The 15899-nt window shown below is 39.6% G+C and carries 16 protein-coding genes and 1 tRNA gene; 8 read left to right on the forward strand and 9 right to left on the reverse strand.

Going from position 1 to position 15899, the window contains the following annotated elements; all coding sequences use genetic code 11:
* Positions 1 to 217 precede the first annotated feature (217 nt).
* The gene (locus tag N179_RS05855) at positions 218 to 1060 is read left to right on the forward strand and encodes a transporter substrate-binding domain-containing protein (protein WP_023468566.1); all 843 of its coding nucleotides are present in this window, start codon (positions 218 to 220) and stop codon (positions 1058 to 1060) included.
* Positions 1061 to 1062: 2 nt separating this feature from the next.
* Positions 1063 to 1740: an amino acid ABC transporter permease gene (locus tag N179_RS05860; protein WP_023468567.1), complete on the forward strand. Its 678-nt coding sequence runs from the start codon at positions 1063 to 1065 to the stop codon at positions 1738 to 1740.
* 82 nt (positions 1741 to 1822) lie between these two features.
* Here the strand turns inward: N179_RS05860 and N179_RS05865 are convergent, their stop codons facing one another.
* Positions 1823 to 3664 (reverse strand): putative bifunctional diguanylate cyclase/phosphodiesterase, encoded by a 1842-nt coding sequence (locus tag N179_RS05865; protein WP_423752123.1) that lies wholly within the window; start codon positions 3662 to 3664, stop codon positions 1823 to 1825.
* A 146-nt stretch (positions 3665 to 3810) separates the two neighbouring features.
* Between N179_RS05865 and N179_RS05870 the strand changes: the two genes are divergently transcribed.
* The gene (locus N179_RS05870; protein ID WP_075642508.1) at positions 3811 to 4440 is read left to right on the forward strand and encodes an FMN-dependent NADH-azoreductase; all 630 of its coding nucleotides are present in this window, start codon (positions 3811 to 3813) and stop codon (positions 4438 to 4440) included.
* On the opposite strand, the gene N179_RS05875 is transcribed toward N179_RS05870, so the two are convergent.
* From N179_RS05875 to N179_RS05900, 6 genes are all read right to left on the reverse strand, one after another.
* Entirely contained in the window at positions 4437 to 5312 is an 876-nt protein-coding gene (locus N179_RS05875; RefSeq protein ID WP_075642509.1) for a helix-turn-helix domain-containing protein, read from the reverse strand. The genes N179_RS05870 and N179_RS05875 overlap by 4 nt on opposite strands.
* Before the next feature lie 22 nt (positions 5313 to 5334).
* Entirely contained in the window at positions 5335 to 6201 is an 867-nt protein-coding gene (locus N179_RS05880) for a helix-turn-helix domain-containing protein (RefSeq protein WP_075642510.1), read from the reverse strand.
* A 200-nt stretch (positions 6202 to 6401) separates the two neighbouring features.
* Complete coding sequence (locus N179_RS05885) at positions 6402 to 7283, reverse strand: helix-turn-helix domain-containing protein (RefSeq protein WP_158024754.1); 882 nt, start codon at positions 7281 to 7283, stop codon at positions 6402 to 6404.
* Positions 7284 to 7289: 6 nt separating this feature from the next.
* On the reverse strand, positions 7290 to 8180 hold the full coding sequence (locus tag N179_RS05890) for a helix-turn-helix domain-containing protein (protein WP_075642511.1): 891 nt from the start codon (positions 8178 to 8180) through the stop codon (positions 7290 to 7292).
* Between the two features lie 7 nt (positions 8181 to 8187).
* Positions 8188 to 9075, reverse strand: a complete 888-nt coding sequence (locus N179_RS05895) for a helix-turn-helix domain-containing protein (protein WP_075642512.1) — start codon at positions 9073 to 9075, stop codon at positions 8188 to 8190.
* Positions 9076 to 9164: 89 nt separating this feature from the next.
* A tRNA-Thr gene (locus N179_RS05900) sits at positions 9165 to 9235 on the reverse strand.
* Between the two features lie 437 nt (positions 9236 to 9672).
* Between N179_RS05900 and N179_RS05910 the strand changes: the two genes are divergently transcribed.
* Together N179_RS05910 and putP are read left to right on the forward strand one after the other, a co-directional pair.
* Positions 9673 to 10848, forward strand: a complete 1176-nt coding sequence (locus tag N179_RS05910; RefSeq protein ID WP_083639922.1) for a MalY/PatB family protein — start codon at positions 9673 to 9675, stop codon at positions 10846 to 10848.
* Between the two features lie 260 nt (positions 10849 to 11108).
* Positions 11109 to 12581 (forward strand): sodium/proline symporter PutP, encoded by a 1473-nt coding sequence (gene putP / locus N179_RS05915; RefSeq protein ID WP_075642513.1) that lies wholly within the window; start codon positions 11109 to 11111, stop codon positions 12579 to 12581.
* A 55-nt stretch (positions 12582 to 12636) separates the two neighbouring features.
* Here putP and N179_RS05920 read toward each other — a convergent pair whose 3' ends face one another.
* Together N179_RS05920 and N179_RS05925 are read right to left on the reverse strand one after the other, a co-directional pair.
* A complete protein-coding gene (locus N179_RS05920; protein ID WP_052017107.1) occupies positions 12637 to 13428 on the reverse strand; it encodes a class I SAM-dependent methyltransferase in 792 nt (263 codons plus the stop codon).
* A 41-nt stretch (positions 13429 to 13469) separates the two neighbouring features.
* On the reverse strand, positions 13470 to 13784 hold the full coding sequence (locus N179_RS05925; protein WP_035396953.1) for a hypothetical protein: 315 nt from the start codon (positions 13782 to 13784) through the stop codon (positions 13470 to 13472).
* 204 nt (positions 13785 to 13988) lie between these two features.
* Here N179_RS05925 and N179_RS05930 point away from each other — a divergent pair, with 204 nt between their 5' ends.
* The 3 genes from N179_RS05930 to N179_RS05940 all read left to right on the forward strand — a co-directional run bounded on the left by N179_RS05930 (position 13989) and on the right by N179_RS05940 (position 15711).
* Positions 13989 to 14471, forward strand: coding sequence for a GNAT family N-acetyltransferase (locus tag N179_RS05930; protein WP_064299696.1), 483 nt, complete (start codon positions 13989 to 13991; stop codon positions 14469 to 14471).
* A 126-nt stretch (positions 14472 to 14597) separates the two neighbouring features.
* A complete protein-coding gene (locus N179_RS05935; protein ID WP_035396950.1) occupies positions 14598 to 15296 on the forward strand; it encodes a queuosine precursor transporter in 699 nt (232 codons plus the stop codon).
* Between the two features lie 58 nt (positions 15297 to 15354).
* A complete protein-coding gene (locus N179_RS05940; protein ID WP_023468582.1) occupies positions 15355 to 15711 on the forward strand; it encodes a PilZ domain-containing protein in 357 nt (118 codons plus the stop codon).
* The last annotated feature ends 188 nt before the right edge of the window (positions 15712 to 15899 follow it).

Genomic DNA, 15899 nt, shown 5'->3' on the forward strand with positions numbered 1-15899 from the left:
TACTATGCATAATCACCATTTTATTTAACCTTTGAAGATAGAAATACTATATATCAACATTGATAACGCTTACATAAATATGGATATTCATTCAATATTTTTTTTAGTTGAATTCTACACTTTGTGCGCGTATTACTTTGCCCGAACATAAGATTCCGTGGTATTTTTAACTATGAAAAGAGTTATTGATCATGGAAGTAGAGAGAGGAATAATACGATGAAAAAAACAATGCAATTTACGGGTCTCTTGATCGCAGGAAGCTCGATCTTATTAAGCGCATGTGGTCAGCAAGAGGAGAAGGCAACCGCATATGACAAGATTCAAAAAGATGGCACAATTGTTGTCGCGACGGCTGGTACACTTTTCCCGACATCTTATCATGAAGAGAAAAACAATAAGTTGACTGGATTTGATGTCGAAGTCGTCAAAGAAGTAGCAAAGCGTCTTGATTTGAAAGTGAAATTCAAAGAGATGTCATTCGACGGTATGTTGACAAGCGTCAATACAGGTCAAGTCGATCTTGCTGCTAACGACATTACGATTACCGATGATCGTAAAGAAAAATTCGCGTTCTCAAAACCATATAAATATACGTATGGTACGGCAATCGTCCGTAAAAGTGATTTATCAGGCATCAAGTCTCTTGAAGACTTGAAAGGGAAAAAAGCTGCCGGAGAAGCTACAACGACATATATGCAGATTGCTAAAAAATACGGTGCAAAAGAAGTCACGTACGATAACGCGACGAACGATCAGTATCTACGAGATGTCTCAAATGGTCGAACAGACGTCATCTTGAATGATTACTACTTGCAAACACTCGCTGTCGATTTCTTCAAGGACTTCGATATTACGATTCACCCTGATATCGCTTATAATCCAAGTCAGGTTGGTTTAATCATGGATTTAGATAACAAGGAACTTCAATCCAACATTAACGAACAACTCGATAAAATGAAGGAAGATGGCACATTAAAGGAAATTTCGAAGCAATTCTATGCTGGAAAAGATGTCTCTCAAATGCCTGACGTCAAAACGACGATCGTCGATGTGAATTAACGATGTCTTCGATTGATTGGCGGTCCGTCTTCAATCCGGAATTGGCGGTTGAATCGTTTCCTTATATTTTGAGTGGACTGGGACAGACGCTATGGATTTCCTTGCTCAGCATGGCCATTGGTCTTGGAATTGGTTTGCTCCTTGCCCTTTGTCGTCTGTCTAGGCTTCGACTTTTACGTATCGGAGCGAGCGCCTACATCTCGTTCATGCGAGGTGTTCCGATTCTCGTGTTGCTGTTCATGTTGTATTTCGGACTGCCGGTCATCAATATTCAACTGGACGCTTTAACAGCAGCAATTACCGGTTTTAGTTTGAATAGTGCTGCGTACATGGCAGAGATCATTCGTTCTTCCTTACTATCGATTGATCGTGGTCAGGAAGAAGCGGCAGCTTCGCTTGGTTTATCGCGATATCGAACGTTCGTTGGTATTATTTTGCCACAAGCGATCCGAATCGCCATCCCACCGCTTTCAAACGTCTTGCTTGATCTCGTCAAAGCCTCGTCGCTTGCTGCCATGATTACTGTCCCTGAAATATTTCAAAAGGCAAAAATCGTTGGTGGGCGTGAATTTGATTATATGACCGTTTACTTTGTCGTTGCGTTCATTTACTGGGGAATTTGTTCCTGTATCGCAGTCATCCAAGAGATTCTCGAGCGTCGTTTTGCACGGTATCTCTGATTCATTATTTCGCAAACTGTTATACAAACAGGCGATGGACCATGTCCATCGCCTGTTTGCTTTTTAAATTTTTACTGATTGGTTACCCTTCCCGATACATCGCTAAAAAATGTTCGAGTTGCCGCGGTTGTAGCGGTCGATGGAAGAGGTACCCTTGCAACGTATGACATCCTAACCGCTCGAGCAACGCTGCCTCTTCTTCTAGTTCGATTCCTTCTGCGACGATCGTCATATCTAATCGTTTCCCTAATTGAATGATTGTCTCGATCATCGCTCGTTTTTTTTCAGAATGAATCGCTTCTTGAACGATTTCTTTCGGAATCTTCAATTGATCGAATGGAAGTTCAACGAGAGGCTGCATAGAGGAAAAACCGGTTCCGAAATCATCGAGTGCAATTCGAATTCCGTATAAATGGAGCGCATTCAATGTCTCAATGATTTGTTCCGTTCCCTCGATGAAGATGTGTTCTGTCATCTCGATTTCAAGGAGTGATGGTGGAAAACCTGTTTGTTTTAAGGTCGTCAGTACTCGATCTGTAAAATCAGGTTGTCGCAATTCCCAAGGCGAAACATTCACTGAAATCGTTATAGGTTCCTTCCCTTCTTCCAACCATACTTTTCCTTGTAAGCAAGCTTGTCGCATGACCCAGCTTCCAAGCGTTTCAATGAAACGTGTCCGTTCCGCAAGTGGAATGAACTCATTTGGCGGAACGAGACCATACTCCGGGTGATTCCAACGAATTAATGCTTCCACTCCTGTGATTTGACGCGTTCGTGCATTGACTTGAGGTTGAAATAAAACGAAGAAATCACGATCCAACTCTGCATCGTACAAATCGCGTGTTAATTGAAGCGCTCGCTTTCGTTCATTTTGAGTCGCTAAATCTGTAATCGCATACGTATTTTTTCGATTTGCCTTTGCTGTAAATAATGAAATCTCTGCATCGTTAATGACATGGTCTGTTGTTTCATCGTTCATGTATGAAACACCGATACTTGCAGTTACATTAATCTGCTTAAAATCGATTTGTACACGTTCTGCTACACTCGACAAAATATCATCACAGAGCACGCGTGCATCGTAATGGTGTGGTGCATGCAATAAAAAAGCACTTCCACTTGCTTTCGCAATTGTACAGTCCGGAAAGTGATTCATCAATCGCCGGCCAATGATGTGTAACGAGCGGTCTCCAGTTCGGTATCCGAATGCATCGTTGACTGTTTTGAAATCGTCCAGATCAATGAGACAAATCATATCACCTTCTCGTTTCTTCTTATCTACTTCAATCACAAATGAAGATCGGTTTGATAAACCTGTCACAGGATCCGTGAATGCTTGTTCTTGTAAACGGGCTAGGTAGTCAATATTACGTTCAAGACGGGTGACGTATTGATTATGAATCAATAAACTAATGATCGTCGCAATCAAGATAAGTCCAATGCGCGCGATGTGATCGGATGCAAACATCGTGGCATTTTCAAAAGATGGAGTATGATACCAAATATAGAGAAGAGAAATCGTCGTAATGCTCGTTGCATACAGCAACATTGTCCGATTAATGACGACTAATGACGCTAAAATGAAAAGAAGTGCACATGCCCAAACCGTTTGGACACCACGATCGATGAACGGATAATAAATGTATGGAATCAACAAAAAAACACTCGACATTATATGTGGCTTTAGCCGATCTGACAGTGTACTTTTACCAATGAAGTATTGTGCTATTCCAGCACTCGCAATGACGAGAGCGCGAATCCAATCCTCCCCATTTAAACCAGAACGACTAAACAGGTTAGCAACGATATATAAAATGGCACCACAACTCGTCAATACAAAAATGATCATCCCGAACAACTGATAATTTGCCCGGATTTCTCGATGATATTGCAAACTATTGGAAGAACGTCGCTGTGTGTTCACCGCCATCCCCTCTTTCTAGTTCCTGTCGGTTATTTTCCTTATCAGAACCAAAACAAAACCTGAATTTTCTAAAAATAATAAAATAATGGGAAGTCTTGATTTTGATTAGAATGGGAATAGATAGGTATAGAAAGGAGCGATTAACTATGTCTCATCTACTGTTTATTGAAGCCAACGATAGCACACATCAAAAAAAAGGCATTAGTTCTGAATTGAACGATGCTTTCCTAAATGCGTATCGTGAGCATCATCCTGACGATACAATCACGGTTTTGAATTTATTCGAGGAACGTCTCCCCTTCTTTGATTTAAAGCTTGCGAATGCGGCAGGTCGACTATTTAAAGGAGAGGAATTAACGGGAGATGATGCGATCCACGCACAACGGCTTCAAGAATATTTAAACGGATTCTTAGATGCCGATAAGGTCGTCTTTTCATTTCCGATGTGGAACTTAACAGTTCCTGCACCGCTTCACAACTATATGGATTATCTCGCACAGGCTGGTCAAACGTTTCGTTACACAGCTGAAGGTTCGATCGGACTGGTTGAAAACAAACAAGTGTTGCTGATTCATTCACGCGGTGGCGATTACTCGACAAAAGAGAAAGCACCAAGTGAACACGCTGTTCGCTACATGTTAGACTTATTAGCATTTTTCGGAATTGATGATGTATCGACAGTCATTTTAGAAGGGCATCAACAATACCCCGATCGTGCATCTGAATTGATTGAACAGGCACTTCTTGCATGTAAAAAGACAGGTGAACGATTCTAAATACGAAATAAAACAAATGAACTATTTTTTTCAAGTAAGATTTTTTCATGAACAGGTAGATTAAAGGTACGGAATAATGAGTACGCCATTGTAAAGTCTTTTTGGATGTCAGAGGGGTTACGATTCAAAATTTTTTTGAAGTAACCTCTTTGATAATATAGTTGACCTAAAAGTTGACCATCTTCAATTTGCAAGCTCTCTTGAATGCCTTGTTCAGTCATCTCTAATCCAAGTTGATTTCGATTTTGTTCAGATAGTTGTTTTGCATAGTTATAAAGAATCTTAATACGAACTTTTTTCAGTTCAATTGTGTCATAGTTAAACCGAAGCAATTCTTGAAAGCTATTTTCTGCTGAATCAAAATCCTCATGCTCAATAAAAGAAATCGCGATTGCCATATGAATTCTTAAATAAAGCGTTGGAGATTTGAATTGTAATGACGTATGCATCAATAATTGTTTAAATTCACCAATGGTTTCAAGATAAGTTCTAAAATTTCGTTTTTCATGAATGATAATTTCATAATACATTGCTAAAAATTTTATCTCATCGTAGTCTATTTTGTTTTTTATATCATCAATAATCATGCAGGCTTCTTCAAATTGATGACTTTGTAACAACCTCAATAATTGTTGATCATAAGATGTATACATATCACTTCGAAGATGATCTTCAAACAACATCGACAGCGGTACCTTAAGACGTTTTGCAACTTGTTGTAACCAATCAATTGTTGGTGAATTTTTACCATTTTCTACTTTACTAATTTCGGCTTGACTACATATTCCCTTACATAATTCAGCTTGAGTCATATTTTTCTCTTTTCGAATCCGTTTAATTTCATATCCTATTGATGAAGATAAATGACTCATACGATCTCCTCCTTCATCTATTTTAAAGTTCAAAGTATAAAAAATCACGTTTACCATTTAATACTAGTTCGGCGTGATTTCTATTGTGTAACGCGTGAAATATGGTATACGCGTGAGTAAATGCTTCTTGAATGTCCTTACGTGGATAATCTAACTTTTCATAAAAACAACCTCGTTGATAAAAAAAATGACCTAACAATGACGTATCTTTTCTTTCTAGAGATGATTGAATGCCTTTTTCTGTTATCTTCAGTCCCGTTTCAAAATCTGATTGAAAGTACAGTTGTTGCGCATAGTTATACATAATTTTAGATTTTAGTTTTATCAAATCATATGTCATATAATCATACTCTAATAATTCTTCATATATTTTTCGCGCATATTGATATTGGTGATTTAAATAATAATAGTTTGCGACAGACATTTTAATTCTTAAGAAAATAGATGGGTATTCGATTTCCATTTGTTCTTGATCTGATAAGTAAAGTAATTGAGAAATACAAGTACGGTAGTCAATATCTTTTTTACCCTCACGAGCCACCCACTCAAAATAACGAATTAATAATTGAACAGAAGAAGGTAAATCATTTGGTGTTTGTTTAATGAAATCAAGCATGTCATCATAACGATGTCGTCTAGAAAAGTCAGACAATTGTCTATCAAATTGATGAAATAGACTGGTCTCATTCGCATCAATGAAGAGATGAGCCGTTGAAGTATGGAGCTTTTGGGATAACCGTTGAACAATATCTATCGTCGGCATGATTTTTCCATTTTCGATTTTACTCAATTCCGCTTGGCTACATACATCTCTTGCTAATTCTGTTTGCGTTAAATTTCTTTCGACACGTAGTTGTCTAATATGTTGACCAAATGCTTCGATTTCCAAAATTTCTGCTCCTTTCTTGTAGTTTCATTTTCACTTAACAGCGTGTTTATTATTTGATTAAGTATACGGAGAAATCAGTTTATGATTCCGAAAAATTTTTCTTAACAGATAAAGAAGATTGCTAATTTTATGCACTCTAAAAACAAGATATAGTATAAGATTTCGCATTGGGACAAGCCTATATAGGAATACTTTTAAGTCTACTCAAAAGTAAATAATAAGTGTTCCTCTTTTAGATCAACAACTTTTTGTTTAGTCGATTTAAGCTCTAATGCATGCAATAATGTATACGCAACTGTATATGTTTTTTGAAATGAATCTATTCCTACCGCTTCTTGATAGTTACCTAATTGAAAATACAAATGCCCTAAAAGAAAAGTTTGCTGATGAAGTAAACATAATTCAATTCCTTTTTGAATATATATTTTTGATTCTTCAAACAGATCTTGATACAAAAGGATTTGGGCATGATTAAAATAAATTTTGATTAAAGAGGTGACATATAATGAGCTATTAAGACTCTCTAACAAAATTTCGATATCCAAATAAGAATTCGTCGTCAAATGGAATAGCTTATGTTCAGCATATAAATTGGCAATCGCGGTTTTGATTCGAATGAACAAAGTGATTGATTCGTTTTGAACATCCCGTTCAATTAGAAGGTTATTTAATAGGAAAGTCGCGGTCCTAAAATCATACTGATCCTGTTTCAAGTCGACGATGATTCGAAAATATGCATTTAATATGACTAACTCAATATTTTCATTATTATTGTGCTTAGAAATGTATCTCTTGATCTGCTCATACTTTTCATCTCGAAGTAGCGCTGAAACAGTCTGATCAAAGCGTTCCATTTCTTCGTTTTCTTGAAGTTCTTCGAATAAAAGTGCAATTGGAACTTTTAATCGAGTGGCAATTTGCTTCATTAAATCTACAGTGGGTGAATTCAAACCATTTTCAATTTTACTAATCTCAGCTTGGCTACAAATACCATTACACAGTTCGTTTTGTGTCATCTGCTTTTCAATACGCAACTGTTTTATTTTTGTACCAATCGATGAAGTTAGTGAATTCATCTTCATCATTTTTCACTCACTTTCATCTATTGGGAATAGCAATAGTTCTGCTAAATGCACTTCAAGAATTTTTTGATAAGCATGATTATTTGTTGCAATAAAAAAGGAATAGGCAATGGTATATGCCTCTCTAATATCATTATTTGCAGCATGTAATGATTCTAAAAAGAACCCTTTTTGATAATAAAAGTGACCAAGATATGTTAAATCTTGTAGTCTTTTTGTCTCTTCAATTACTTGTTCAACTTCTTGCAATCCTTCTTCAAATCGCTTTAGTCTATACAAATTTCTTAAATAATTGTACATGATTTTCATTTTAATTTTTTTATATTCACAGGTCTGATATGGCATTTTTAATAAATCTTCATAAATTTGGTGAGAATGCGCATATTCCTTATTATTCGTATAGAGAACAGCAATTGCCATTTGAATTCGAATATAAAGAAGAGACGACTGTTCCATGATTTTCTTTTGCGCAACTAATTGAAGTAAGGATGTAATGCATGAACGAAAATCAATATTTCCTCTTTCATATTCAAGCAGGACTTGATAATAATGAATAAAAATTCTAATTTCAAATATGGTTGTAGAGTTAGAATATTGAACTAACTCTGCTGACATTTCCCCATACGTTTTTTCTCTAAAATGCCGTAACATTTTTTGGTCAATTTCGTTCAACTTTTGCGAGACCTGTTCATCCGCAAAAAATAAAGAAATAGGTATTCGTAGTTTTCTAGAAATTTGTTGTAATAAATCAATTGTTGGAATGTTTCTTCCATTCTCGATTTTACTAATCTCAGCTTGACTACAAATATCCTCACACAGTTCCTTTTGAGTCATCCGTTTTTCTAATCGTAACATCTTAATTTTTTTACCAATTGATGAAGTTGGTAAATGTATCATTTTTTGTTCACTCACTTTCATTAATCGGAAATAAGAGGTGATCAGAAAAATAGGTTTCAAGGATTTTTAGATAAGAGTGATTCTGAGTAGCAATGAAAAAAGAATAAGCGGTCGTATACGCTTCTTTTGTTTCTGATTCAGATGCTTTTAACGCCTCTAATAAGATTCCTTTTTGAAAGTAAAACTGTCCGAGATACGTTAAATCCTGCAATTGTTTTGTCTCTTCGATGACCTTCTCAACTTCCTGCAACCCTTCTTCGAATCGTTCAAACTCTACTAAATTACGTATGAAATTATACATGATCTTCATTCGAATTTTTTTATATTCTCTTGTTTGATAAGGTAAGTCTAATAGTTCTTTATAGATTTGATGGGCACGACTATATTCTTCGTGGTTCGTATACAGAACAGCAATTACCATCTGAATTCGTGTATAAAGAAGAAATGATTTGTCTTTGATCTGTTCCTGTCTGACAACTTGTAATAAAGAGGCGATACATGTCCGAAAATCAATATTTCCTCTTTCATAGTCTAGTAATTCTTGATGGTAGCGAATTAAAATTTGAGTTTCAACCGCATTATTGACGTTCTCATATTTTGCTAAGTCTTTTGCCATATCTGAGTACGTTTTTTCACGCAAATGCCGAATCATTCGTTGGTCTATTTCATTTAATTTTTGTGAGACGAATTCATCTTCAAAAAACAATGAAATCGGGATGCGTAGTCTTCGACAAATCTGCTGTAATAAATCAATCGTTGGGGAATTTCGACCATTTTCGATTTTACTGATTTCAGCCTGACTACAAATTCCTTCACAAAGTGCTTTTTGTGTCATTCCTTGTTTTTTTCGTTCTTGCTTGATCTTATCACCAACAGAATGAATGACTGGATGCATGAAAGTCACTCCTCAAATCAAAAATATCGAACTCATGAAAAAAGTCTTCCGTTTCAAGTATATATCACTTGAGACGGAAGACGTGTCTATGCTTCCGGCGAGAATCGAACTCGCACTGCAGCATTACCATTGCTGAGGTCTGCCATTAACCTACGGAAGCTTGTAAAACCTAATTCTAGTATAACTTATAGAAAAAGACAAAACAAGAAGTCGATGCTTTTCAGCTCAACTTCTTGTCACTCATTTACAGTGTAGTTTTCGTTAGCGAGTTATCATAGACGACTAAAACTGAATAATGTTCATCCGCTTTAGACGCAACGAATGTTGAAAATTTTAATGTAATGATGGCGTTTGATCCGACCCCATTATTTTCAAAAAATTCATTAAGTCTTTCCTCTAATTCCTCAGGCGATCGCCCGACGACTACTTTAGAATGCAACATGATCATCACTCCGTTTCATTATGGTAGGTTCGAGTTTAGTAATTGCCTGATCGTATAAATGTTAAACCTTTATTTTTTCGACTTGCCCCACTCTCTCTCTATCCGCTATGGTGAAATGGAGTCATTCAACTATTGAAGAACAGGAGTGAAGTCTGATGGAACAAATCAATTTTGATGAAACGATCGAGAAACGAAATACAGGATCCGTCAAGTGGGACGGGCTCCCTTCGCTATATGGATCAGATGAGCTGATTCCAATGTGGGTCGCCGACATGGACGTCCGTCCACCCCACCATTTGACAGAACGATTGACTAGACGTGCTGCTACAGGTCATTTCGGTTACTCGATGTTTGAAGACGAAGCCAAACGAGCAATTCAACAATGGTTTCAAAAGCGATATGACGTCACAATCACTACTGATTCCATTCTCTACTCAAGTGGTGTTGTTCCAGGACTTGCACATACTGTCCTCGCACTGACGGAACCGAGTGATGAAATCATCATCCAGACACCGGTCTATCCTCCATTTCATCAAATCATTCAGTCTAATCAACGACAACTCATTGAAAATCCGCTTCTTTTAGACGGTGAGACGTACCAGACTGACTTTTCACTTCTCGAACGGCAAATGCGAACAGCACGTATGATGATTCTTTGTAGCCCGCATAATCCAAGCGGTAAAGTCTATCCGAGAGAAGAATTACAACAAATCGTCGAACTCGCTAAGCAACATGATGTTTATCTTGTATCCGATGAGATTCATGCGGACCTCGTCTATACAGGTTCCGTGCACACGCCCATTCTCGGTTTGGATTATGAAAAACTCATTTTAGTGAGTGCCCCATCCAAAACGTTCAATATTCCGGGTCTCTATGCGTCTTATCTAATCGTACCTGACATCTCGATTCGTCAACAAATCGAACGTGTCCAACAACGTCATTTCGTTCACCCGAATGCATTGGCTTCGACTGCGATTTCAGCAGCGTATGGTGATGCTATGAGTGAACAATGGCTGTCACAATTACTTGTGTATTTAGAAGGAAATCGTGACCATGCCATCCGTCGGATTCGCCAAGAGATGCCAAAATTAGACGTTGTCATTCCAGAAGCAACTTTCCTGTTGTGGATCGACTTCAAAGCACTCAATCTGGATAGTAAAACACGAGCAGATTGGCTCGTCAAGGAGGCAAAAATCGCTCTAACGCACGGTTCTTCGTTCGGATCTGGTGGAGAAACATTTGAACGGTTAAACATCGGGTGTCCTCGTGCACAATTAAATCAGGCATTAGACCGTTTAAGCGCTGCATACCAACGGTTTTGGACCAATTAATATGACATAAATGATCCTAATTTATTAGGATCATTTATGTTTTGTTAAATTATTCAGAACATTTCGATTAGTAGAACTTTAACAGGGACTAAAACCGTCCCAACTCCTTAAGGCGCTAGGCATAGCGGCACTTTTCATGAAAATGAAGTGACTTGCAAAGTCGTTTTATCCCTTGTAAGGTGGGGAACATATCATTTGGCGAACAAGTCAATGCATGCTTGATCGCTGAAAAAACTATTGCATTTGGAGGATTTAACTTTATGACGCAAGAATGGATTTCGATCATCCTGTATCTTGTTCTCATGTTGGCAATCGGTTATTTTGCCTACAAGCGAACGACGAATACAGAAGATTACATGTTAGGCGGACGCGATCTCGGTCCAGGTGTCACAGCACTCTCTGCTGGTGCATCGGATATGAGTGGATGGATGCTCATGGGACTTCCCGGCGCCATGTATGCAACAGGTGTATCAGCCCTTTGGCTCGCACTCGGTTTATTGATTGGATGTTACGTAAACTATATCGTACTCGCACCACGTTTCCGTCTCTATACAGAAATGGCAAACGACTCAATTACGATCCCTGATTTCTTAGAGAATCGTTTTGAAGACAAATCACGCGTGCTTCGTACCGTATCAGCACTCGTCATCATCATTTTCTTCACGTTCTACACATCAGCTGGAATCGTATCTGGCGGAAAATTGTTCGTCAGCTCATTTGGATTTGATTACCACTATGGTATGCTCTTGACGATTGCGGTCGTAATCGCCTACACACTTTTCGGCGGTTTTCTCGCAGTTAGTTGGACCGATTTCGTCCAGGGCTGTATCATGTTCATCGCACTCGTTCTTGTACCGATCGTCGCATTGACAGACGTCGGCGGAATCGATGGTGCGTACAACTACGCTGAAAAATTAGACCCTTCGTTGTTTGATCCACTTAAAGGAACAACAGTTCTTGGAATCATTGGATTCCTTGCCTGGGGACTTGGTTACTTCGGTCAACCACACATCATCGTCCGTTTCATGGCGATTCGCTCAGTCAAGGATTTAAAAAGCGCCCGGCGTATCGGGATCGGATGGATGTTCATCTCGATTCTTGGTGCGATGATGACAGGACTCGTCGGAATTGCCTATTTCGAAGGTCAAGGGAACGGACTTGGCGACCCGGAAACGGTCTTTATCCGCTTCTCTGACGTACTGTTCCACCCGTATATCACTGGGTTCTTGATGGCTGCGATTCTTGCAGCAATCATGTCGACGATTTCATCACAGTTGCTCGTTACTTCGAGTGCGTTGACAGAAGATTTTTATAAAACGTTCTTGAAAAAGGATGCAACGGATAAACAACTCGTCTTTACTGGTCGAATCTCTGTGCTTCTCGTAGCAATCGTTGCAAGTGTACTCGCTTGGAATCCGTCAGCGACGATTCTTGCGCTTGTCGGTTATGCATGGGCTGGATTCGGTTCTGCCTTTGGTCCGATCATCTTGCTTTCTCTTTACTGGAAACGGATGACGAAACAAGGTGCACTAGCTGGTATTATCTCAGGTGCCTTGACTGTTATCATCTGGGTTCAACTCGGACTTAGTACGACGCTTTATGAAATGGTACCTGGATTCTTCACAAGCTTGATCTTTACGGTCGTTGTCAGCTTGATGACGAAACAACCGGTCAATGCCGTTCAGGAAACGTTTGAAGAGATGGAAGACGAATTAAAAGACGCCGTTCAATAATCAGCAAATAATAAGTAAGACCTCTGCCAAAAATTGGCAGAGGTCTTTTTTTGACTTACAGTTCAATCACGCCATAATGCAACTTCGACGTCTTTCGCTTAGTTCGTTCAAACCCAAACCGTTCAAACAAGGGACTCTCATAATGTGCTTTTAACACGATGCGCTGACGTGCCACACGCTTCGCCTCCACCATCGCTTCCTCGGATAAGGCTTCATAATTCGCAAGCGTTCGTAAAGCATCGAGATGCGTCGATTCTTCGACGGTCTGTTCGAACATAGGATCAAAGTAGATGACATCAAAGGAATTATCCGGACATTCTTTCAAATAGGCGAGATGGTGTTTGACTCTCACTTCAATTCGTCGCATCGCTTGATTGATCGGTTCGTAGGATTCTTCCCAACGTTTTAATCCGTTCTTGACGACAAATGCTGTCTCAACCCGACTTTCTAAGCCGGTAATCTGACCTCGCTCTCCGACGGCATGACTCATGACGATGGCATCTGCTCCAAGACCAAGTGTGCAGTCAAGCACACGCATCCCTTCCGATAAGCGTCCGATCGCAACGAGAGGGTCGCCTCCACCTGCATCAATTTGTTTGATGCGAAACACCGCACTCGAAGGATGGAAAAAGAACGATGTCGTCTCGCCTAATGGGTATAAATCAAGCCGTTGTTTATCGACGACAAGCACCGGTAATCCTGTCTCCTGTTGCAAGTGTTCTATGCTTTTTTTCTGACGCACGACGTAGATAAAATGTATCGTCTCATCCGCTAACAACTGCTTCACACGATGATGCACGTCGTCAGTCGGACGAAGACATGTCGTCAGTCCAATGGTTGGTTTCATAATGTGTTCCTCCACAAAAAAATAAGCTAGCCGGAGCTAGCTCATTTCTTTTTCTTCAATAATCCTTCGATATCTTCAATCAATGCTTTTTTCGAAATCAGGTCTTCTTGCTTTTCCTGTTCGACTTTTGCATCGACCGTCGTCCGCTTCATGAGTGCCTGAAGCGTCTCATCAATGCTTGACTTCAGATGATCGCGGTCTTCTTTATTAAGGGAAAGATCATGGTGAACTTCATCCCCTTGTTCATCTAATTGGCGTAAGCGTTCCGTCAATTGTTTCGCTTCACGATTCAAGTCCGAATACAATCGTTCGATTTGCTCTAGACGCAATTTGATTCCGTCACGTTCTGTGAACACGTTTTCCAGCCCCTTCCAGTATGCAGTTGTCTACATCATTACTTTACCATATTCCACGGGAATTAAAACAATCACAAGATGATTACAGAATGACTTTTTTTAGATTTCTTCCTGCGGATCGATTCCAGTTAATTTTTGCAATTGCACGGAGGGTATCGCTATAATGTAAACGAAGCATCAATTGGGATGAGGGAGGATTTTGTGATGGAATTGAGACGTCGAACATTACGTCATGTCGATCAAGCTGAGTACGATCATTTCTTGAAGTATGGCGAGCAAGCATATGGACTGACTCCGCAAGAAATCAAAGGGTATGACCATGAGCTTGGAGAAGAGCGGGCTTTTGATTCCGTCGAGCACAGTTATCCTGAAGATTATTACTTTGATATCGTTGAAGCGGATACGATCGTGGGGCGGGTTCTGCTCTTAAAAATGGGTCACTACTTCCAACTCGACTTCATGGTGTTTGATCCCTATACGCGTCGGGGTCTAGCTACTCAAGCAGTTGCTGAAGCATTGACGTATTCTGGGGTACTAGATCGTCACGAAGTACGCGCGCGTGTCCTTGAACAATCACCACACGCTTCGTTTGCAAAACGCATTTTGGAAGCGAATGATTTTACGTCGACAGAGAACTATTACGTCAAAGGAAGACGTCGTCGGTACTCTCTGCAACGAATGGGCTAAAGACCGTCCGAAAGACCATGAAATTCATGGTCTTTTTTTAATGCCCCTCACCTCTTCGTCACCTTTGACAGTTGATGAATTTCAGCGTACAATTTTCATCTGTATGAACAGAAAGGAGTACATCTCATGAACGAATGGTTATGGATCCCTTCCATTTTTTTAACGATGGGATTATTGATTTTCAGTTATTATTTATTTGGTAAGACAGGATTGTTGATGTGGATTGCCATCGCAACAATCATTGCAAACATCCAAGTTACACAAACCGTCGATATTTTTGGTTTCGTCTTCACGTTAGGAAACGTCGTGTATGGCAGTTGTTATCTAGCGACAGATATCCTCAATGAAAAATACGGAAAACAGGTCGCTCGTAAAGGCGTCTATATGGGGTTCTTCTCCCTGATCACGACGACCGTTCTCATGCAGTTCAGTCTCTTGTATACACCACTTTCTGATAAGGCTGCACTCGAAACATCCGATTCCTTGCATTTATTGTTTGGACTCTTACCATGGATTGCTGTTGGTAGTCTTGCCGCTTATCTTGTCTCGCAACTATTCGATGTCTTTATTTATTCAAAGATCCGTCAAAAGACAGGCGAACGTAAGCTTTGGTTACGGACGACAGGGTCAACCGTATTAAGTCAATTGCTTGATACGTTGACGTTTTGTGCGATTGCCTTTCACGATATGCCCTTCTCCATCTGGTGGCAAATCTTCATTACGACGTATCTCGCGAAATTCGTCGTCGCTTGGTTCGCGACACCATTTATGTATTTAGCAAAACGTATCCACCCAACGAAACAATCGACAGACGCTGCTGCATGATCTAAAAAAACTAGAAGACTTGACGAAATTGTCGGATAATGGGAGTGGAGGTGCCTACATGAAAATTAAACGGAATGAACCCTTTCGATATACGCTGAAAAAACCAATAACAGGTGAATTTCATTTATTGAAAAATGACCAGCGTACTCCTAAAGGGCTGATGAAAATTCATAATATCTCACCGAACGGACTAGCAATCAGCACAGAACTAAAACTTCCACTCCTCAAATCAATGAAAATCGTGGTTGAGTTCTCATTGATCGAGGGTCAAGAACCTTTGTGCATCGAAGGTCAGTTATTGCACGAGAAGCCAGTGGGTCCCGAAAGACTGTATGGCATCCGCCTCAATCCATCAACGACTGATCGTGATACAATCATCGCTCAGGTTAAACAAGTCGCTCAATTGGAGCGATAATTTATAAAGAAAGGGTGGCAGAATGATGATCTGCCACCCTTTTCTCGTAAAAAATGACGCGTCACACGCAACTTCTATAGGAAACAGCGCATTTATGCGCTTCAGAGACAAACAAGACCCGCTTTCCTGCTTGAATGAAGTAGGAAAGCGGGCTTAGTGTCTCGCCTGAGAAAGGGGCGTGAAAAGAC

The sequence above is a fragment of the Exiguobacterium indicum HHS 31 genome (genome assembly GCF_001939065.1).
GTDB lineage: Bacteria > Bacillota > Bacilli > Exiguobacteriales > Exiguobacteriaceae > Exiguobacterium_A > Exiguobacterium_A indicum.

Coding starts and splice junctions, on each gene's coding strand:
- N179_RS05855 (WP_023468566.1), top strand. CDS start 218: ATGAAAAAAACAATGCAATTTACGGGTCTCTTGATCGCAGGAAGCTCG.
- N179_RS05860 (WP_023468567.1), top strand. CDS start 1,063: ATGTCTTCGATTGATTGGCGGTCCGTCTTCAATCCGGAATTGGCGGTT.
- N179_RS05870 (WP_075642508.1), top strand. CDS start 3,811: ATGTCTCATCTACTGTTTATTGAAGCCAACGATAGCACACATCAAAAA.
- N179_RS05875 (WP_075642509.1), bottom strand. CDS start 5,312: ATGAGTCATTTATCTTCATCAATAGGATATGAAATTAAACGGATTCGA.
- N179_RS05885 (WP_158024754.1), bottom strand. CDS start 7,283: ATGAAGATGAATTCACTAACTTCATCGATTGGTACAAAAATAAAACAG.
- N179_RS05890 (WP_075642511.1), bottom strand. CDS start 8,180: ATGATACATTTACCAACTTCATCAATTGGTAAAAAAATTAAGATGTTA.
- N179_RS05895 (WP_075642512.1), bottom strand. CDS start 9,075: ATGCATCCAGTCATTCATTCTGTTGGTGATAAGATCAAGCAAGAACGA.
- N179_RS05910 (WP_083639922.1), top strand. CDS start 9,673: ATGGAACAAATCAATTTTGATGAAACGATCGAGAAACGAAATACAGGA.
- putP (WP_075642513.1), top strand. CDS start 11,109: ATGACGCAAGAATGGATTTCGATCATCCTGTATCTTGTTCTCATGTTG.
- N179_RS05920 (WP_052017107.1), bottom strand. CDS start 13,428: ATGAAACCAACCATTGGACTGACGACATGTCTTCGTCCGACTGACGAC.
- N179_RS05930 (WP_064299696.1), top strand. CDS start 13,989: ATGGAATTGAGACGTCGAACATTACGTCATGTCGATCAAGCTGAGTAC.
- N179_RS05935 (WP_035396950.1), top strand. CDS start 14,598: ATGAACGAATGGTTATGGATCCCTTCCATTTTTTTAACGATGGGATTA.
- N179_RS05940 (WP_023468582.1), top strand. CDS start 15,355: ATGAAAATTAAACGGAATGAACCCTTTCGATATACGCTGAAAAAACCA.